This is a genomic window from Niallia oryzisoli (genome assembly GCF_043641075.1).
Lineage (GTDB): Bacteria > Bacillota > Bacilli > Bacillales > Cytobacillaceae > Bacillus_BD > Bacillus_BD oryzisoli_A.
The window spans coordinates 1-20399 of record NZ_JBHZRC010000017.1 but is presented as its reverse complement, the minus strand read 5'-3'; the positions used below and the strand labels follow the sequence as shown (position 1 = coordinate 20399).

The following is a 20399-nucleotide window of genomic DNA, read 5'->3' as shown; positions in this document are numbered from 1 at the left end:
TGAAGTCATATGACCGAAATGCTCTTAAAATATTTTCGAGAAAAGCAGCAGCAGGTACAGTCTGAAAATATATATGATACACAATGCCCCTATTGCAGTGTCCAATGTAAAATGCGCTTAATTGAACAGACCATTGTAACAAGAAAAAAATATACAACGGTCGGCAGGGAGAACCCAACATCGCATGGCAGGCTATGTATTAAAGGAATGAACGCGCACCAGCATGCCATACACAAGGAGCGAATTAAATATCCATTGTTAAAAGTGAATGGTGAATTTATCCGTATCTCGTGGGAAGAGGCATACCAGCATATTAAAGAAAACTTTATGAAAATCCAATCTGAAGATGGAAACGATGCGTTGGCTGTTTATGGCAGTGCCTCCATTACAAATGAAGAAGCCTATCTGTTAGGGAAATTTGCCCGTGTGGCATTGCAAACAAAGCATATTGATTATAATGGGCGCTTATGTATGTCCGCAGCAGCTACAGCGGCAAATCAAACCTTTGGGATGGATAGAGGGTTAACGAACAGTCTTTCAGAGATTCCGTTTGTTGAAGTCATTCTATTAGTAGGAACGAACATTGCGGAGTGCCAGCCTACGCTCATGCCTTATTTTCAAAAAGCAAAGGAAAATGGGGCGTTCATCATTGCTGTTGATCCGAGGGAAACTGCCACAACGAGGATGGCAGACCTGCATTTAAAAGTTAAGCCTGGTAAAGATGCGGCACTGGCAAATGGTTTATTAAAGGTCATCATTGAAAGGAATTATTTGGATACGGCCTTTATTAAAGAAAGGGCAAAAGGCTTTGAAGAAGTAAGGGAATATGTATCATCTCTAGACTTAGATGAAATTGCTGAATTAACGGGTGTACCCTCTGAGCAGATTAAAATGGCCGCAGAAAAGTTTGGGGAAAAGGATACCGGGATGATTTTTACGGCAAGAGGTGTTGAGCAGCAAACAGATGGTTCTTATGCTGTCCGTAACTTCCTGAATATTTTGATTGCAACAGGGAAAATAGGTAAACCGTATTGTGGATATGGAGCCATCACGGGACAGGGAAATGGTCAGGGTGCTAGGGAGCATGGTCAAAAGGCAGACCAGCTGCCGGGATATCGCTCGATTGAAAATGAAGAGCATCGGGAGCATATAGCCAACATTTGGAGAATTGATAAGGATAAGCTGCCGAGAAAAGGTGTGTCTGCCTTTGAGATGATCGAGAAAATGGATAAAGAAGAAATTACAGGCCTGTTTCTCATGTGTTCTAATCCTGTTGTCTCCAATCCAAATGCTCATTTTGTAGAGAGAGCAATAAAAAAATTGAAATTTCTTGTTGTGGTTGATTTATTTGTTTCAGAGACTGCTAGATTAGCAGATTTAATTCTGCCAGCTACCTCCTATTTGGAGGATGAAGGAACTACGACGAACTTAGAAGGACGGATTGTTTTACGGGAAGCTAGCTACCCGATTGTAGGAGAAGCAAAGCATGATTGGCAAATCATTTGTGACATTGCCCGTGTATTGGAAAAGGGAGAGTATTTTTCTTTTTCTTCTTCCGAGGAGATTTTTAATGAATTAAGAGCAGCCAGCCGCGGTGGAATCGCTGATTATTATGGAATCACGTATGAGCGTTTACGAAGTGAGGGCGGCATTTTATGGCCTTGTCTAGATGGTGATCACAAAGGTACGGAAAGGCTGTTTGAACAATCCTTTGCCCACCATGATGGAAAGGCTGTGATGGCAGTGGTCACCAACACGCCTGAGGTACCAAAGGAAGAGCCGAGCAAGGAATTCCCTCTTTACCTAACAACAGGAAGGGTGATGTCGCATTATTTAACAGGAGTACAGACTAGAAAAAGCTCTTCCCTGGCAGCAAGGAATTTTGAATCCTTTATAGAAATACATCCGAAAACGGCAAAGAAATACGGTATAAAGGATCAGTCGCTTGTAAAAATTGAATCAAAACGCGGGAGTATCGTCGTGAGAAGCAGTTTCTTGGAGACGATACGCGAGGACACGGTGTTTGTTCCTTTCCATTGGGCAGATTCTCAGAATGTGAACCGTCTTGTTTCGGCCGAATTAGATCCGCAATGTAAAATGCCTGGATTTAAAGTGAGTTCGGTTAGGATTTCTCCATTGGACGATAATCCAAATATAAAATGAGGGTGTCCCTTGACACCCTTTTTAGATTGCAAATTCTCTGTCATATTTCTGTTTCCAATGCAGCTGTCTGATGCTCTATTTGGTTCTCAAGCTCTACATGATATTGCTCTTTTGTCTCAGAACTCCAGCCCAGCTGTTTACTCATTAATTCAATAACAGGTGTTTTCCATTTCTTTACCCATTCGATTTGAAATAGCATGGCACCTGTTCTCCGTAGAAAAAAATCAACGGGTGTACAGGCATATTCTTTCGTCATGCTGTATATTACTTGAGCATAAAGCTCAAGTGGCAGTTTGGAGGCCTCAGCTTCGGTTTTATTCCTTTCCATAATCTCATACAAATCATTAATGTTTGATCCGTACTTTTTTATCAGCCTATAGGCTGCATCCTTATCCAGTCCAAGCTCCAGTCCTTGACTGAGCTTTCTTTCGATAAAAGCAGGGAAGTACTGTGAGCCGCCAACAGATCCGCCTGAAATCGGCAGCTGTTTCGTTCTGCAGGGAGAAAATGTAACGCCGGTTTCTTTGTAAAAGGCTTTTACAAGGGTATCGACAACCTTTTCCGCCATTTTGCGATAGCCGGTCAGCTTGCCGCCAGCTATGGATACTAATCCTGATGGGGAGGTCCATATTTCATCCTTTCGTGAAATTTCAGACGGCCCCTTAGACGCTTCATGAATTAATGGCCTGACTCCTGCCCAGCCTGATTCAATATCATGTGCTTGAATGTTTAAATTCGGAAAAATATAATGAATGGTATTTATGAGATAATCCCGGTCGCTGACTGTTATTCTTGGATTAGCTACATCACCCTTGTAGGGTGTATCTGTCGTGCCAACGTAGGTCTTTCCATCCCGAGGAATGATCAGGACCATTCGTCCGTCAGGAGTGTCAAAATAGACGGAATGCTGTAAAGGGAACACGCTCTGATCGAAAACAAGGTGAATTCCTTTCGTTAAGTATAAATGCTTATCCACTAAAGAACGGTCTTTCTCCCTCAATTGATCAACCCATGGACCGGCTGCGTTCACAATCTTTTTGGCGTGAATTTCAACCATTTGCCCATCCAATTGATCTTCTATATAAACACCTGAGACTCTGTTGTTCTGATAGATAAAATCCGTTGCCTTCGCGTAATTCATGATAAATGCTCCGTGGCTTACTGCTTCCTTCAGCACTTCAATTGTCAATCTGGCATCATCTGAACGATATTCAACGAACATTCCTCCGCCTAATAAGCCATGCTTGTTAAGCTTGGGCTCGAGCGTCAGCATTTCTTCCTTACGAAACATACGGCAGCGTTCGTTCTTTTTTACGCCTGCTAGAAAATCATAGAGCCTCAATCCCATAGAGGTGGTGAACATCCCTAATCCAGTATTCTTGTAAACGGGTATCAGCATTCTTAGTGGTGTTGTAACATGTGGTCCATTTTCATAGACAATCGCTCGTTCCCTTCCAACCTCAGAAACAAGTCCGAGCTCAAATTTTTTCAAATAACGAAGACCGCCATGGATCAGTTTGGTAGAACGGCTGGAGGTTCCGGCAGCAAAATCCTGCATTTCAATCAGTGCCGTACTCATTCCTCTGCTTGCCGCATCTAATGCAATGCCGGCCCCGGTAATCCCGCCGCCGATAATCAATAAATCAAATTCATGTTGTTTGATCTTCTGTAATAGATGGCTCCTATTTGTACTGGAAAGCCTCTCACTCATCATGTATCCCTCCGTTCTGGAAAATTAATACAAGAATATAAGGGAATCAGTATGATATAATTGAAAAAGCCTAATTTCCTTGCAAAATTAGACTCTCTTTGCATCAATCATTTATTTAAATCTTATTATGGATGATGCTAGTCTTATGTAGGAGTGACAAGGTTATGAAATTTATCTTGCAGCTTTTTTTTATTTGGCTGATTTATGCTATTTCGGATTTTATTGTTAGTTTCCTAGATTTGCCTGTACCTGCCAGTGTGTTTGGCATGATTTTATTATTCTTACTGTTAGTCAGCGGAATTATAAAAGTACAGCATATTGACAAGGCAGCTACCTTTTTTAATAAGCATCTAGCCTTTTTTTTCATTCCCTTTGCAGTAGGGTTAATGAATTATGGGGGATTAATCCGAGCAAGTGGGATCCAATTATTGATTATGATTGTTGTTAGCTCTACTATTGGATTACTCGTGACTTCAGGATTGACGCAGTTTCTAGCAAGAAGGGCGGTATCTAAGCATGAACAGTCTCAGTCACAGTCTAACTCTCATTAGTATTGTATTGACGATTATTGTATACCTTGGTGCGAAATGGTTGTCCGTACGTGTTGCATCACCGCTTACGACACCAGTCCTAACGGCAACAATCGCCATGATTACAGTGCTTCATTTTATGGGAATTTCCTATGACGAATATACACCTGCAAAGGAATGGATGACATTCCTATTGGGACCTGCAACCGTTGCTCTTGCTGTACCAATGTACCATAACAGGCAGGTGATTATGGAAAAATTGGTTCCGGCCTTATTCGGCTTAATCATTGGCACGATTTCGACGATTGTTTCGGCTGTTTGGTTATCGAAGGTTCTTGGCTTATCGGAAACGATCCAGGCAACCTCGACCGTGAAAGCTGTGACAACTCCAGTTGCGATTGAAGCGGTTTTGCTTGTAGGAGGAGATCCTTCACTTGCCGCAGCCTTTGTCATCCTTGCCGGGGTTTTTGGCGCAATATTAGCACCTGCACTATTAACCTTAACGAAGATTTCTGACCCTTTTTCACGAGGTCTTGGAATTGGAACGGTTTCACATGTTATTGGAACGAGCCAAGCTGTAAGGGAAGGACCGATTCAAGGAGCCGTCTCAAGTATGGCGATGGGGTTTGCGGCAATTCTTACATCGATTATTCTGCCCTGGCTTTATCCGTTAATCCATCTATAAATGACAAGAGTAGGTATATGTTATAATCTATATGCTTCCTTCGACGTGCCGCATCTTGGCGACGCCGGGGGATTGGGAAGCTTATATAGATAGGATAAGTTAATGAAGGAGTGATTATGATGGTAAAAAAAATGAATGTTGAAAGCTTTAATCTTGATCATACAAAAGTAAAGGCTCCATATGTTCGCTTGGCGGGCGTAAAGACTGGACAAAATGGTGATGTCATTCATAAGTATGACGTTCGTTTTAAGCAGCCCAACAAGGAGCATATGGAAATGCCTGCTCTGCATTCACTGGAGCATTTAATGGCGGAAAACATCCGCAATCATACAGATCTAGTTGTGGATGTAAGTCCAATGGGCTGCCAGACTGGCTATTATTTAACCATGATTAATCATGATAATGAGGATGAGATTCTGGATATTCTGGAGAAGACTCTAAAGGATGTATTGGAAGCGAATGAAGTACCGGCATGTAATGAGGTTCAATGTGGCTGGGCTGCCAGCCATAGCTTGGAAGGAGCTAAGCTATTGGCTCATGAAATGCTGGACAAGAGAAATGAATGGAAAGACATTTTTGGAGAAGCATAATATCGCAATTATGATGAAAAGCTACTTTCTGTTGAAAGTAGCTTTTTGATTTTATATCAGAGATGCTCCTGCCGTAAAAGTATATCGAGATAGATAATGTGCGGATATTTTGCATGTAATAAACTAAACTACTGTTAGATGACCATTCTTATGAAACACAGTTTATCGAGTGAACGAATTGCAGTTAGGGGGAACAACAATGGATCAATCGATCAATACTGCCCGCCCGCCCTATGGACTGATTGCAGTCCTTTTGGTCGGTGCTTTTATTACCTTTTTAAATAATACCTTACTGAATATTGCGTTACCATCAATTATGAAAGACTTACATGTTGAAACATCAACGGTTCAGTGGTTAACCACTGGCTTTATGCTTGTGAGCGGGGTCATGATTCCTACAACGGCTTTTTTGATTCGTAAATACTCGGTAAGGCAATTATTTCTTACAGCAATGGGTTTGTTTACTGCAGGAACCATAATTGCCGGGATTTCACATCTTTTTTTCATATTATTGATAGGTCGTATGGTTCAAGCAGCTGGCGCAGCCATCATGATGCCTTTATTAATGAATGTTATGTTAGTTAGTTTTCCAATTCATAAACGTGGTACAGCGATGGGCGTCTTTGGTTTAATTTTAATGTTTGCCCCGGCAATTGGGCCTACCCTGTCTGGATGGATTGTGGAGCATTATGATTGGCGAATGCTGTTCCACTTTATAACGCCGATAGCCATTGTGGTTCTTTTAATTGGATTCTTCATGCTGAAGGACAAAAAGGAGAAAGTGGATATAAGACTGGATTCTTTATCAGTCTTGCTGTCAAGTATCGGTTTTGGCGGATTATTATATGGCTTTAGTTCGGCAGGAAATCAAGGGTGGGATAATCCTCAAGTATATGTAACGATTGGCATTGGAGCTGTTTCACTAATAATATTTATTTTACGTCAGGCAAAACTTGCTGATCCAATGCTTAACTTTGGTGTTTATAAGTATCCGATGTTTGCCTTATCTTCTGTTATTACGATGGTTATGAACATGGCGATGTTTTCCGGGTTTTTATTGCTGCCAATTTACGTTCAGACCATTCGCGGAATTTCACCAATGGATGCTGGATTAATGCTGCTGCCAGGAGCACTTCTTAACGCGGCCATGTCTCCCATAACAGGGAGATTATTTGATCGAATTGGCGGCAGGATTTTAGCCATTACAGGCTTAGCCATTACGTCCATTGCAACGTATTTATTTAGTCAATTAACATTCGAAACGACCTACATGTCTTTAGTCATTATTCACGCTATCAGGATGTTTGGATTGTCACTCGTGATGATGCCTGTATCAACAAATGGCTTAAATCAGCTTCCACGACGATACTATCCTCACGGTACGGCGATGAATAATACGTTAAACCAAGTATCTGGAGCAATTGGAACAGCGATTTTAGTAACAATCATGTCAATCCGCACGGAATCGGTGATGACGAGACTGATGACAGATGCCCTTCATCAAGGAGGAGGTCAGCCAACAGCAGAAATACAGCAGCAAATGCTTTTGACTGCAACGTTAGATGGAATTAACTTTACCTTCTTTATTAGTACCATTGTTATTGCTTTTGCGCTTGTATTGGCTTTCTTTATTAAACGGTCAACACCATCAGAGGATCCATTGGGAGAAACGTCCAGGAACATAAAAGGTGTAACGAAATTGGCTGGAAATTAGTTAACCCGTTAGGAGAAGACAAATAAGTCTTGTTCTAACGGGTTATTTATATTGATACAGAGCAATGTTAATTTTGGATACTTTCTGATTGGAGTGGAAGGCACGAAGACTCCTCGAAAATTCTATCGAATTTTCTCGTGCGTGGGCGGATTCGAAGAAGTAATTCAATGTCCTGTGGGAGAAGCGAGACAGCCGAGACCCCGCAGACACGCAGTGTCGAGGAGGCTCGGCGGTCGCCCGCGAAAAGCGAAGTTTCTTGAACGGAAATCTAAGTAATATGTGATATAAATCAATCTATTAATTTTGCAAATATGGTATGGTTTAGTTGAGATTGTAATCTAAATATAGTAAATACATTAAGAAGTGAGGGTTGTGAAAGGTGACTACTACTAGACAAAAAAAAATACTCAATACCGGACCAAGAATTGAAAAGGAAAAAGAAACGGTCACAAAAATGATTGAGGTCTATTGTCGGAAAAATCATCATCATCGCCATGAACTATGTGAAGAGTGTCAGGACTTACAAGAATATGCCATGAAGAGATTGTCCTTCTGTCAATTTGGGGAAGATAAGAGCTTTTGCTCGTATTGTCCTGTCCATTGCTATAAACCAGACTATCGCCAAAAAATTAAAGATGTTATGATTTTTTCAGGTCCATGGATGCTTGTATATCATCCAGTACTTGCTGTTAAGCATATTTGGCAGGAGAAAGTTACACACCGGCATGGATGATCTTATTCGTACGAAAAATAAAGAGGATAGTTGAAAAAAGTAACTTTATTATGAAGTTACTTTTTTGCGTTGTAATTGTTTTTTTGATTAGAGCATATATGCTCTTTGCGAAAAATAAAATGGTCAAAAAGGAGGAAAAAGGGATGGCTGTTCATGTGGTAAAAAGCGGTGAAAGTTTATGGGCAATTTCCAGTAACTATGGTATTCCAGTTTCCACAATTGTCCGCATAAATGGACTAACACCAGCAGCTAACATTGTACCCGGACTTGCCCTTTATATTCCCCAAAATGGTCCATTACAGATTCGACATTATCAGGTGAATGCACGGGATTCGCTTTGGAGTATAGCTCAGCGTTATCAAACGACTGTTACTGCGATCATCAATGAGAATCTTGGATTGCAAACAAGTGCTAGTTTATCTGTTGGACAGAGATTACGTATCCCTTCACCAATAAAAATGAAAATTGCAACGTTAGGCTTTGTCCTGCCTTTCTCACTCGAAGCGTCAATTCAGAGCTTAGAGGCAACATCAAGTCATTTATCATATTTGGCTGTAACCGCCTATGCCCTCACAAATCAAGGCTATGCTTTCATGAGGTTAAATGACAGTGGACTGGTGGAAAGAAGCAGACAGCTGAACGTCATTCCATTATTAATGATTCGAAATTTAACTAATCAATTTAGTCCAGAATTAATTGGAAATGTGCTCCGAAATCCAACAACGAGGAATAATTTAATTATGAGCTTAGTGCATCTGGCCAAACAAAGAGGCTATGGTGGAGTCAGTATAGACTTTGAATTTATTCCTCCAGCGCGGAGAAATGATTTCATTCTATTTTTGAGAGAATTAAAGGCCCGGCTAGGAGGTTTGATTTTGCATGTAAACGTACATGCAAAAAGTGAAGATTTGCCCCAAAATCCTATTGTTGGCGGCTATGATTATAGAGCCATTGGAGCTATTGCTGATTTTGTTGCCGTGATGACGATAGACTATGGTTACCCGACAGGACCGCCCGATCCTATCGCCCCAATAGGCTGGATTGAACAAGTAGTCCAGTATGCCACCACACAGATTAATCCAAGGAAGCTTCAAATATCACTCCCCTTGTATGGGTATGATAAGGTAGTCTCAAGTCATGTGACGGCTGCGATGTCCGTTCAAGGTGCGCAAAATCTTGCCCTTACTGTGGAAGAACCCATTCAATATGATACGAATGCCCAAGCACCGTGGTTTCGTTATTGGAGAGGAATTGATGAACATATCGTTTGGTTCGAGGACATAAGGAGCTATATAGAAAAATATAATTTAATAGACCAATATCAATTACTTGGAACAACATTTTGGCATATCGGTCTGACTGCACCGCAACACTGGGAGTATATGAAGAATCATATAGATGTAATGAAATAGTACATGTAACGTAAGGCGGCCAGTTGGGTAGGCTGCTTTTATTAATTGAAAAACTAGTATCGTAGGCAGCCAATCGGTCTATTGGCTACCCAACAAAATGGGGAAGCTGGACAGGCATATGCAATTTTCTAAAGGCATTTACCCTTTTATTCCCTGAAGCCATTCTTGATAGCACTCTTCACACAAAAGTTCTTCTCTTTCGGAATTTGACACATGAAATGTAACATGGTGAATGACATCTTTTTCTGTATCATTTGCACAGTAAAAGCATTGTTGTGACATGTGAGATCCTCCTATTGGTTGTTTAGCTTAGTTTGGAGCAATATGATTTATTTTATGCCTTCCTGTGGATGATCTGTTTGTCTTCGGAATAAACGGACTGCATAGGGAGAAACTATCCTTGCTATCGAACTTATGGAGGTTTTTTTATGAGTGAACCTATGTCATACGGTGATGATTATAAATTTATTCCAGCAACATCAATTGGCAGTGGTGTTGGAATAGATGTGTTACCTGATTTATACAGTCATACCATTCAAATAGTCAATATTTGTCTTGTCGGCCAGCCAGATTCAAAGGATTTTGTGTTAGTTGATGCTGGTATGCCAAAATCAGCAGATGAAATTATCTCTGTAACAGTGGAACGATTTGGAGAAAATAATCCACCGAAGGCAATCATACTAACTCATGGTCATTTTGATCATGTAGGAGCTATTATTGAATTAGTAAACCATTGGAGAATTCCTGTTTATGCCCATGAGTTAGAAATGCCTTATTTGACGGGGAAAAAAAGATATCCTGAACCAGACCCTACGGTTGAAGGGGGAATGGTTGCCAAAATGTCCCCAATGTTTCCAATTGAGCCAATAAATTTAGGAACTCATGTAGAGGCCCTTCCTTCGGATGGAAGTGTGCCGCATATGCCTTCGTTCCGGTGGATTCATACTCCGGGTCATACACCAGGGCATATTTCTCTTTTTCGCGAGGAAGACCGGGCATTAATTGCAGGAGATGCTTTTGTGACAGTAAAACAGGAATATCTTTATAAAGTGCTGACACAGGAGCTGGAAATAAGCGGTCCGCCGAGATACTTAACAACCGACTGGGATGCAGCACGAGCATCCGTTGAAAAATTGGAAGCATTAAATCCCTCCGTTGCTATAACAGGTCATGGATTGCCGATGTCAGGAACAGAATTAACAGAAAGCCTGCAAAAGCTGGTGAAGGAATTTGATGCGATTGCATTACCAGACTATGGAAAGTATGTGTCAAAAAATATTCATTAGAGATCATAAAACTGTAATAAGGAAGGTATCAGGCATCATGATTCGAATGCTTAATACCTTTCTTTTTTTGTTGCTTGTTAAAGCACGGTGTTGATTTTGGACACTTGTAGATTTCCGTGGAAGGCACGAAGACTCCTGCGGTCGCCCACGGAAAGCGAAGTGACTGGAACGGAAATCAACAACAAAGTTGAACAGAGCCTTTTTTGTAAAATCCTTCTTAGATTTATTTTTAACTAAAATATGAATAGGATATAATGAAGAAAAGAAATAAATATGGGGAGAAATGAATGGTTAGTACAATTTCAGATATTGCAAAAATTGCAGGAGTGGCAAAAAGTACCGTTTCTCGTTATTTAAATGGCGGCTCTGTAAGTGAAGAAACAAAAAAGAAGATCCAGTCGGCAATAGAAGAAACCGATTATTCGCCAAATCCATTTGCTCAAAGCTTAAAGGCAAAGAAGACGAACATTATTGGAACCGTCGTACCACGACTTGATTCATATGCTGCCTCCCAAACTCTAATTGGGATTGATGAACAATTAAAAAAAGCGAACTTTCAGATGCTTATTTCTAATACAAGTCAAAAAATAGAACGTGAAATTGAAAGTATTTATAGTTTTGCAAAACAAAAAATGGCAGGTATTATCCTACTGGCCACAGAGATTACAGATTTACATTTACAGGCATTTGCTGATGTGAACGTTCCGGTTCTGTTGATTGGTCAAGAGCATAAAGACCTTCACAGCCTTATTCACGATGATTATCATGCGGGATATAAAATTGGGGAATATATCCTTGAAAAAGGTCATCGTAAAATAGCTTATTTGGGTGTAACAGAGAAGGATATAGCTGTTGGTGTTAAGCGGAAAAAGGGATTCCAAATGGCACTGGAAGGTAGAAAAGACTGTGAGGTACGCTATTATGAAACGGAATTCAATATTCCTTCGGCTCAATCTGCAGCCTATAAAATAATCAATGAATTTAAACCAACTATTGTTGTCTGTGCAACTGATAATATCGCACTTGGGGTACATAAAGTGGCCTATGTAATGGGATTAACGATACCTAAGGATCTTTCAGTTACAGGTTTTGGTGGATATGAGGTTACAGAAATTATCCATCCGGGACTAACAACAGCCAAGTTTTTTTATAAAGAAGCTGGTAAAAAAGCCGCTGAAAACATAATCGATCTAATAAATGAAAAACAATTGGATCAACTGACGATATCTAAATTTGAAATTATTGAGCGAGAAAGCGTTGACAATCTATTAAAAGGGACATTATAATACAAGTAACGAAACCGGTTCCAAAAAGAACCGATTGATTGGTAATAGTTGAAATCGGTTTCTCCTTTTTGATATTTTTTTTCCATCAAATTGGAACCGGTTCCGTAATATCCTCCATAATGAATATTTTTTTGCGGTGTTTTGGAACCGGTTCCGAAGAAACGATTATAAATAAGAGGTGAAAAAAGATGAACCATAAGAAAGTTGCTGAAGAGATTTTAGAAGCCATTGGCGGGAAAGAAAACGTATCAGCTGCAGCACACTGTGCTACTCGTCTTCGTCTAGTGTTACATGATGAGTCAGCTATAGACCAATCAGAGCTAGATAACATGGAAATCGTAAAAGGTACTTTTTCAACTGGGGGACAGTATCAGATTATTTTAGGGTCTGGGACAGTAAATGAAGTATATAAGCATTTTGCAAAACTATCCGATCAAACAGAGATGTCTACAAGTGATGTGAAGGATGCAGCGAGTAAAAAGCTTAACCCTTTGCAGCAATTTGTAAAAATGCTTTCAGACATTTTTGTACCAATTATCCCGGCAATTGTTGCTGGCGGTCTATTGATGGGGATTAATAATGTATTAACAGCAGAGGATCTTTTTATTGATGGTAAATCATTAGTCACTGCTTATCCTGGAATGACGGATTTAGCTGCACTTATTAATACATTTGCCAATGCAGCTTTTGTATTCCTGCCCATTTTAATTGGCTTTTCTGCAACCAAACGTTTTGGCGGTAACCCTTATCTTGGAGCAACACTTGGGATGCTTATGGTTCATCCAGACCTATTAAATGGCTATGGTTATGGTGCAGCTTTACTTAATAATGAAGTTCCAGTTTGGAAGATAGTTGGCTTTGAAATTGAAAAAGTAGGATATCAAGGAACCGTACTTCCTGTTCTCGCTGCTTCATATATATTGGCAAAAACAGAAACCTATTTGCGAAAGGTTATCCCATCCGCGTTGGATAATTTGTTAACACCTTTAATCTCGATTTTTGTTACAGGCATTTTAACTTTTACATTAGTAGGACCGCTTACTCGATCTGCAGGTAATCTTTTAACAGATGGCATTGTTTGGCTTTATGATGCAACCGGAGCCGTTGGAGGAATTATTTTTGGTTTATTATACGCTCCGATTGTTATTACAGGGATGCATCACAGCTTTATCGCTGTGGAAACTCAGTTACTAGCTGATATGGCTAAGACAGGAGGATCCTTTATCTTCGTTATTGCTGCCATGTCGAACGTTGCACAAGGGGCTGCAACACTTGCTGTCTTAAAGGTAACTCGTGATGCTAAGGTCAAAGGAACTGCATCTGCTGCAGGAATATCAGCTTTATTAGGAATTACAGAGCCAGCTATGTTTGGAATTAATTTAAAGCTGCGTTATCCATTTATTGGTGCCATCATTGGTTCGGCAGTAGGATCCGGCTTTGTCACTTTATTCAAAGTAAAAGCAACTGCATTGGGGGCTGCGGGTCTTCCGGGAATCATCTCAATCAGACCAGATACAATCATCTCTTATATTATTGGGATGGCCATTGCCTTTGCCGTTTCGTTTATTGTCACCATGATATTAGCTGGAAGAAATGAGAAAAAGAGAAAAAGTGCAGGAGTGGAAAAAAAAGCAGCGTAATAATGAATAATTGAATGGAGAGTCCGATGATTCTCCTTTCTTTTTTTAGGAGTTGATCAACATGGAATGGACAAAAGAAGAACGATATAGAGCGCTTGAAGATGTTACAGTAGAAGAATTAACTGCATTAGAAAAAATAGTAAATGAATGTCCATGGAGACAGTCCTACCATATACAACCAGTTACTGGTCTATTGAACGATCCAAATGGCTTTAGCTACTACAATGGTGAATACCATTTATTCTATCAATGGTTTCCTCTGGGTCCGGTACATGGGTTAAAGCATTGGTTTCATACAAAATCCAAGGACCTGGTTCATTGGGAGAACGTAGGGATTGCAATCAAGCCAACGAACCAGTTTGACAGTCATGGTGTTTATTCTGGCAGTGCGATTGAACATGAAGGAAATTTACTTTTAATGTATACTGGCAACACTAGGGATGATTATTGGGAAAGGCATCCTTATCAATGTTTAGCCGTCATGGACAGAACGGGAACCATTACAAAACTGGATAAACCTATTATTGATGGAGTACCAAAAGGGTATACAGATCATTTTCGAGATCCAAAGGTATGGAAACAAGATGACCACTTCTATGCAATAATTGGAGCACAAAAGGAATGCGGAACTGGATGTGTTGTTTTATATCAATCTTCCGATATGAAGGAGTGGTCGTTCCAAGGGGAAATCGAAACAAGGTTAAAAGATTTTGGCTATATGTGGGAATGCCCCGATTACTTTGAACTTGATGGAAAAGGAATTCTTCTATTCTCGCCACAAGGCATAGCAGCTGAAGGGGACCATTTCCAAAATATTTACCAATCAGGCTATGTAATGGGCAGTCCGTTAGATATAGACAAACAACAGCTGACTCATGGAGAGTTTCATGAACTCGATAGAGGCTTTGATTTTTATGCGCCACAATCCATGTGTGACCCCAAAGGGCGCAGGATAGTAGTTGGTTGGATGGGTCTGCCGGAAATTGACTATCCGACAGATAAAAATGGCTGGGCTCACTGTTTAACGCTTCCGAGAGAACTATCAATCAGGGGAGGGAAGCTTTACCAACAGCCAGTAATAGAGCTTGAAAGTCTTCGAGGAGAAATGATTGAAGCCGAAATCACGCTCAAAAATGAATGTATTTCAATTGATGGATTTACTGGCGATGCTTACGAGCTTTTGATTGAGTTCTCTGAAAGTAATGCTCAGGAATTTGGAATAGAGGTACGTGTCGGTCATCAGGAAAAAACAACCATTAAGTATGATGCAGCTGAAAAGATGGTTATTTTTGATCGAACTCATTCCGGCCAGCCAGTCGGTATGGAGTTTGGTGAGATAAGAAAATGTCACTTAGATGGTGATATCGTTTCGTTTCGTCTATTTGTTGATGTATCTTCGGTTGAAGTGTTCGTAAATAATGGGGAAGAAGTGTTTACAGGCAGAATTTTTCCTCATCAAGATAGCAGAGGGATACACTTCTTTGCTAACGGTGGTCATACAAAATTGAGGGCAATGAAATGGAATATGGCAAAGAAGTTTAATGATTTATGAGGTGGAAACTATGGGAAAACTGTTTGCAATTGGTGAAGTATTAATTGATTTTATTCCAATGCAAAAAGGGGCAGCTTTAAAAGACGTTTATTCCTTTGAGAGAACACCCGGGGGAGCGCCGGCAAACGTGGCGGCAGCTGTTTCAAAATACGGGCAAAGCTCCTCTATGATTTCAAAATTAGGGAAGGACGCTTTTGGAGATTTTTTAGTGGAGAAACTCATTGAGGCCGGGGTTGAAACAGATAAGATATTTCGGACAGATGAAGCCAATACAGCTTTAGCGTTTGTATCACTTAAGGAAAACGGGGAACGTGATTTTTCCTTCTATCGAAATCCCTCGGCAGATTTATTGTTAAAAGAGGAGGAAGTGAATCCAACTTGGTTTCAAGAGGGTGATTTTCTTCATTTTTGTTCTGTGGATCTTGTTGAGAGCCCAATGAAACAAGCGCATAAGAAAGCAATACATGCCGTTTCAGAGGCAGGTGGAATGGTTAGTTTTGATCCCAACGTACGGCTGCCACTATGGAATAATAAAGAAGACTGTCGAAAAGCAATACTTGAGTTTCTTCCCCTTGCAGACATAGTAAAGGTTTCTGATGAAGAGCTTGAGTTTATTACCGGAATCAATAATGAGGAAGAAGCACTTCAATCCTTGTTTATGGGAAAGGTAAAAGCAGTAGTGTTCACAAAGGGTGCAGCTGGTGCAGAATTAATCATGCTATCAGAAAAATATCATTCAAAAGGATATTCAGTCGAAGTAAAAGACACGACTGGTGCCGGTGATGCATTTATTGGTGGGTTATTATATAAACTGTTAGAATTTGAGACTAATACCTTAAACTTAGAAACAATAGTACATTTACATCATAAAGAAATACTGAGCTTTGCAAATGCAAGCGGGGCATTAACAACAACAGGATCTGGAGCCATTTCAGCGCTTCCTTCCAAAAAGGAAATAGAAAGCTTAGTAAACGCCAGATAATGACAAAAAAGAAGTTCGTTAAACCACTTCGTTTGAAGGGAGTTAACCAGCTTCTTTTTATATAAGGTGTATTCATCCGTTATAGGCATAGACCACTTTGATTCGTGCAATAATTGTGTGGACACCCGTTTGAATCGGCGGTGCTTCATGCTTCGTAACTGCAGTGGCTCCGATTGAAAAAGCTGGGAAAGGTGTAATGGGCTGATCTCGCAGCTCTGTTATTTTTATTGGCATGGGGTTTAGTACTGCTCCAATCGATTGAGCTATTTCTTCGGCTTTCTCCTTTGAATTTTGGACAGCTCTGTTAAGTGCTTCTCGATAAAAGAGATCATGCTGTGCAACAAGAAACTGAATCATTCCGCTCCGATTTGCTCCATTTTTTATAGCTGTATCATAAATGCTTCCAATGGCAGCCAGATTTTTCACGGTTACTTCCAACTGGTGCTCTACTTCATAGCCTCTTAGGACTGATTTTCCATCAATATAATCATAGCGGGGATTGACTGAATAGGAAGTTGTTCTAATATCATTTTCGTCAATCCCTGCTTCTTTTAATGCAAGAATCACTGAACTAGTAATTTCAGCATTTTCTTCCTGAGCCTTTTGTGGATTGAGATTTTCCGTTACAACACCTAATGAAATGGTTGCCTGGTCAGGCTTAACCTTTAATTGACCTTCTCCTTCAATGGTCATTGTAAAAGGATAGCCGTTTCTATATGGTGTATATGGCTGATAGTTCTGATAGCGAGGGGGAAAATGCATTTCATCACCTCTGACGATCAATTTGGATATCACACTAAGGTATGTAGGGGAACTGGTCCATATACGTTAAAAGTCGTAAATGATCCAAGAAAAATTTTCATTCTAATCATTATAAAGTTATAATAATAAAATCAACCTTTATTTTTTTATACGAATTTTAATCGTTTGATGGTTGGATTTGAGGTGTGATATGGATTTACATCAATTATATATCTTTACGAAGGTGGTTGAGCACAGAAGCTTTTCCAAAGCAGCTGAACATGTTTACTTAAGCCAATCCACTGTCAGCTCACATATTCATTCGCTGGAAAAAATGTTTAATGTTACTCTTTTTGATCGTGTGGGAAGAGAGAGTGTTCTGACTCCACATGGAGAAAGGCTGTATGAATGGGCCTTAAAGCTATTAGAGCTAAAGGATCAGGCTTTGCTTGATTTAAGTCAAGATATGACAGAATTAAAGGGGAATATCCGTATTGCGGCAAGCTCTGTTCCTGGGCAATTTATGATTCCAAAAATGGTAAAGCAGTTTCGAAAGAGCTTTCCACATGTTATTTTTTATATTAATCAATCATCTTCTAAGAATGCAGCCGAAAAAGTATTAAATGGATCAGTTGATTTTGGCATTATCGGTGAAAAATATGATAATGATAAGCTGCAGTATATACCGCTAATAAAGGAGAAATTAGTGCTAGTCTCATCTGATGAGCTGGAATTTAAAAGCCCGGTAAATATAGATGAGCTGGTAAAGTATCCTTTTGTTATGCGCCATTCTGATTCTGGAACGAATGCACTTCTTGAACGATTTTTTAAAGAAAATAGGATTTCGCATGATCAATTGAACACTATTGCCTATACGGACAGCAGTCAAAGCCTATTGCAGTTTGTGAAAGAAGGCATTGGAATTTCGATTATGTCAGAGATTGCTGCAAGAGAATATAGCGGAAGTGAAAAAATTCGTTTGTATGACATTGAGCATTTTGACCATGAAAGATATTTCTATCTTGTATACAATATCAATCGAACACAATCAATTGTTTCTAATAAGTTTATTGAAGAAGCCAAAAATCTGATTTAAACAAAGAGCGAACAGGACACTGCTCGCTCTTTGTCGTTCTATTTCTATTCAACTGCCATTGACATTTCTATCACTAGAAAGTGTGAGGTTTCAGCTGCGTGAATTGTAATATCCTCCTCAACAATTTCCAGTCCATCCCGTGCCGTTAAAGAAGTGTCATTGATGGTTGATGCACCTTCTATTTGAACTAAATAGGCTTGTCTTCCTTGTTTTACAGGAAAGCTAATCTCGTTATCCTTAGAAAGCTCTAGTGAGTAGAAGTTAACATCTTGATTAACTTTAATTGGAGCATTTCCTTCTTTTTTTGATACCATGTGAAGCCATTTATTTTGACGGTCGTCCCAATTAAAACGGTAATCGCCATAATTTGGTGTATAGTTTCTCTGATCAGGAATAATCCAGATTTGCAGCATTCTTAACGTATCTTGTCCATGATTGTATTCACTGTGCAGAACGCCAGTACCCGCACTCATATATTGGACTTGGCCGCGTGTAATTGAATTTTCATTTCCCATACTATCTGCATGTGTTAGTTCTCCATCAACAACATATGAAATGATTTCCATATCCCGGTGCGGGTGGGTACCGAAGCCGGTTTGAGGTGCAATTAAATCGTCATTGATGACACGCAGCGCACCGAAATTGATATTGGCTGGATTATAGTATTCTGCGAATGAAAAATGAAAAATACTTTGGAGCCAGCCAAGGTTGCTTCTTCCCATTTTTGAGTTGTCTATTTTTCTTATCATAATAATCCCCTTTGATTGTTATTTTTGTGCTAGTAAATATATCGTTACCTTAAACAGTTAAGCTCATGATGTTTTTTTTGTTAATTACTTTTATTTAAAAAATCTTTAATTCAAGATAAATTATAAAGGTTTTTTACTTGGGATGTCAACTAAATTTATTGAGGCGAATCCTATCATCATATAATTATGGTAACATTTAGATAGAATCTACGGGATACTGAAAAATGCAAAAAAAGATTTGGGGGAAAACAATGAAGATTGTTGCATCGGAGAAACTAAAGAAATTAACAACTGGTATTTTTACTGAACTTGCAGGGAAAAAACAGGATGCTCTTAAAAGAGGAATTGATGTGATTGATTTAAGTGTCGGGAGTCCTGATATGATGCCTTCCTCTTATGTGGTTGATTCCCTTTTAGAGCATAGTAAAGATAGAACGAAATATGGCTACACGTTAAAGGGAATAGAAGAATTTCATGAAGGTGTTTCACACTTTTATAAACAGCGATATGGAGTGGACATCCATCCGCAAGAAGAGGTCTTGCAGCTGATGGGTTCTCAGGATGGGCTTTCCCATTTGGCAACCGCCATCGTTAATCCTGGTGAGTATGTCTTGGTTCCAGACCCGGGTTATCCTATTTATGAAGCGAGTGTGTCGCTAGCTGGCGGTCTTGTGTATCCAATGCCGTTGCTGGAGGAGAATCAATACCTGCCAAAGCTTGATGAAATTCCAACAGAGATTTTACAAAAAACGAAAATGATGATTATCAGCTATCCGGGAAATCCGGTTACCGCCTTAGCGAATGAGTCCTTCTTTGCAGAGGTTGTTGCGTTTGCGAGAAAAAATAATATCCTTGTCGCACATGATTTTGCCTATTCAGAATTGATTTTCGACCAGCATCCCAAAATAAGCTTCATGTCTGTTCCAGGTGCAAAAGAGGTAGGAATTGAGTTTAACTCACTTTCTAAAACCTTTAATTTGGCAGGCTGCCGCATTGGATATGTTGTAGGAAATCCGGAGGCTATCAGGATATTGGCTGCCTTAAAGTCACATATTGATTATGGAATTTTTTATCCCATTCAAATGGCCGCAGTTACGGCTCTGACCTCAGACTACTCAGCCCTTGAGGAACAGGTAAAAGAGTACGAATCCCGTCGCGATGTATTCATTTCAGGCTTAGCAAAGGCTGGATGGCAAGTTGTAAAGTCTCCTGCGACCATGTTCGTTTGGGCTAAGATCCCTTCGGGGTGGACTTCCCGTGAATTTGCGTTTGAATTAATTGAAAAGGCAGGAGTAGCGGTTGTTCCAGGTGATGCATTTGGTAAATTAGGTGAAGGGTATGTGCGAATGGCTCTTGTCCAGCCTTCGGATAGACTTGCTCAAGCGGCGGAAAGAATCCAGCAATTTCTCAATGCGAATCCAGCGATAAATAAATAATCACATAAGGTAAAAAGAGGCTGGGACAAAACCCCCTTCTGAAATGAAAAAGCCTGTGAAATTTTACGAAGAGTAAAATTTCACAGGCTTTGA

18 protein-coding genes are annotated in these 20399 nt (G+C 39.9%); 14 read left to right on the top strand and 4 right to left on the bottom strand.

From position 1 onward, the window contains the following. Nucleotides 1–9: 9 nt before the first annotated feature. Nucleotides 10–2163, top strand: a complete 2154-nt coding sequence (gene nasC, locus ACHUFV_RS24970) for an assimilatory nitrate reductase catalytic subunit NasC (RefSeq protein WP_394238981.1) — start codon at nt 10–12, stop codon at nt 2161–2163. Nucleotides 2164–2203: 40 nt separating this feature from the next. Here the strand turns inward: nasC and ACHUFV_RS24965 are convergent, their stop codons facing one another. Beyond that, complete coding sequence (locus ACHUFV_RS24965; RefSeq protein WP_394238979.1) at nt 2204–3877, bottom strand: glycerol-3-phosphate dehydrogenase/oxidase; 1674 nt, start codon at nt 3875–3877, stop codon at nt 2204–2206. Between the two features lie 161 nt (nt 3878–4038). On the opposite strand from ACHUFV_RS24965, the gene ACHUFV_RS24960 reads away from it, so the two are divergent. From ACHUFV_RS24960 to ACHUFV_RS24935, 6 genes are all read left to right on the top strand, one after another. Then, nucleotides 4039–4425 (top strand): CidA/LrgA family protein, encoded by a 387-nt coding sequence (locus ACHUFV_RS24960; protein WP_394238977.1) that lies wholly within the window; start codon nt 4039–4041, stop codon nt 4423–4425. Beyond that, entirely contained in the window at nt 4391–5089 is a 699-nt protein-coding gene (locus ACHUFV_RS24955) for an LrgB family protein (RefSeq protein ID WP_394238975.1), read from the top strand. Before ACHUFV_RS24960 ends, ACHUFV_RS24955 begins: the two co-directional genes overlap by 35 nt. 119 nt (nt 5090–5208) lie before the next feature. After that, entirely contained in the window at nt 5209–5679 is a 471-nt protein-coding gene (locus ACHUFV_RS24950; protein WP_394238973.1) for an S-ribosylhomocysteine lyase, read from the top strand. A 199-nt stretch (nt 5680–5878) separates the two neighbouring features. Next, nucleotides 5879–7393 carry a DHA2 family efflux MFS transporter permease subunit gene (locus tag ACHUFV_RS24945; protein ID WP_394238971.1) on the top strand — a complete coding sequence of 505 codons (1515 nt, stop codon included), beginning with the start codon at nt 5879–5881 and terminating at the stop codon, nt 7391–7393. A 379-nt stretch (nt 7394–7772) separates the two neighbouring features. Then, nucleotides 7773–8126, top strand: a complete 354-nt coding sequence (locus ACHUFV_RS24940) for a nitrous oxide-stimulated promoter family protein (RefSeq protein ID WP_394238969.1) — start codon at nt 7773–7775, stop codon at nt 8124–8126. A 143-nt stretch (nt 8127–8269) separates the two neighbouring features. Further along, entirely contained in the window at nt 8270–9538 is a 1269-nt protein-coding gene (locus ACHUFV_RS24935; RefSeq protein WP_394238968.1) for a glycoside hydrolase family 18 protein, read from the top strand. Nucleotides 9539–9676: 138 nt separating this feature from the next. Here ACHUFV_RS24935 and ACHUFV_RS24930 read toward each other — a convergent pair whose 3' ends face one another. Then, complete coding sequence (locus ACHUFV_RS24930) at nt 9677–9820, bottom strand: hypothetical protein (RefSeq protein WP_394238966.1); 144 nt, start codon at nt 9818–9820, stop codon at nt 9677–9679. A gap of 146 nt (nt 9821–9966) precedes the next feature. Here ACHUFV_RS24930 and ACHUFV_RS24925 point away from each other — a divergent pair, with 146 nt between their 5' ends. The 5 genes from ACHUFV_RS24925 (at nt 9967) to ACHUFV_RS24905 (ending at nt 16284) form a co-directional block, all read left to right on the top strand. Further along, nucleotides 9967–10824 (top strand): MBL fold metallo-hydrolase, encoded by an 858-nt coding sequence (locus ACHUFV_RS24925; RefSeq protein WP_394238964.1) that lies wholly within the window; start codon nt 9967–9969, stop codon nt 10822–10824. A 287-nt stretch (nt 10825–11111) separates the two neighbouring features. Further along, entirely contained in the window at nt 11112–12110 is a 999-nt protein-coding gene (locus ACHUFV_RS24920) for a LacI family DNA-binding transcriptional regulator (protein WP_394238962.1), read from the top strand. A 188-nt stretch (nt 12111–12298) separates the two neighbouring features. Next, nucleotides 12299–13750 (top strand): sucrose-specific PTS transporter subunit IIBC, encoded by a 1452-nt coding sequence (locus ACHUFV_RS24915; protein ID WP_394238960.1) that lies wholly within the window; start codon nt 12299–12301, stop codon nt 13748–13750. A gap of 61 nt (nt 13751–13811) precedes the next feature. After that, entirely contained in the window at nt 13812–15302 is a 1491-nt protein-coding gene (locus ACHUFV_RS24910; RefSeq protein ID WP_394238958.1) for a glycoside hydrolase family 32 protein, read from the top strand. 10 nt (nt 15303–15312) lie between these two features. Continuing rightward, nucleotides 15313–16284, top strand: a complete 972-nt coding sequence (locus tag ACHUFV_RS24905) for a carbohydrate kinase family protein (protein WP_394238956.1) — start codon at nt 15313–15315, stop codon at nt 16282–16284. 72 nt (nt 16285–16356) lie between these two features. Here ACHUFV_RS24905 and ACHUFV_RS24900 read toward each other — a convergent pair whose 3' ends face one another. Further along, nucleotides 16357–17046, bottom strand: coding sequence for an SIMPL domain-containing protein (locus tag ACHUFV_RS24900; protein ID WP_394238955.1), 690 nt, complete (start codon nt 17044–17046; stop codon nt 16357–16359). A 190-nt stretch (nt 17047–17236) separates the two neighbouring features. Between ACHUFV_RS24900 and ACHUFV_RS24895 the strand changes: the two genes are divergently transcribed. Beyond that, nucleotides 17237–18121: a selenium metabolism-associated LysR family transcriptional regulator gene (locus ACHUFV_RS24895; RefSeq protein WP_394238953.1), complete on the top strand. Its 885-nt coding sequence runs from the start codon at nt 17237–17239 to the stop codon at nt 18119–18121. A gap of 44 nt (nt 18122–18165) precedes the next feature. Here the strand turns inward: ACHUFV_RS24895 and ACHUFV_RS24890 are convergent, their stop codons facing one another. After that, entirely contained in the window at nt 18166–18870 is a 705-nt protein-coding gene (locus ACHUFV_RS24890) for a pirin family protein (protein WP_394238951.1), read from the bottom strand. 251 nt (nt 18871–19121) lie between these two features. Here ACHUFV_RS24890 and ACHUFV_RS24885 point away from each other — a divergent pair, with 251 nt between their 5' ends. Continuing rightward, a complete protein-coding gene (locus ACHUFV_RS24885; protein WP_394238949.1) occupies nt 19122–20306 on the top strand; it encodes an aminotransferase class I/II-fold pyridoxal phosphate-dependent enzyme in 1185 nt (394 codons plus the stop codon). The last annotated feature ends 93 nt before the right edge of the window (nt 20307–20399 follow it).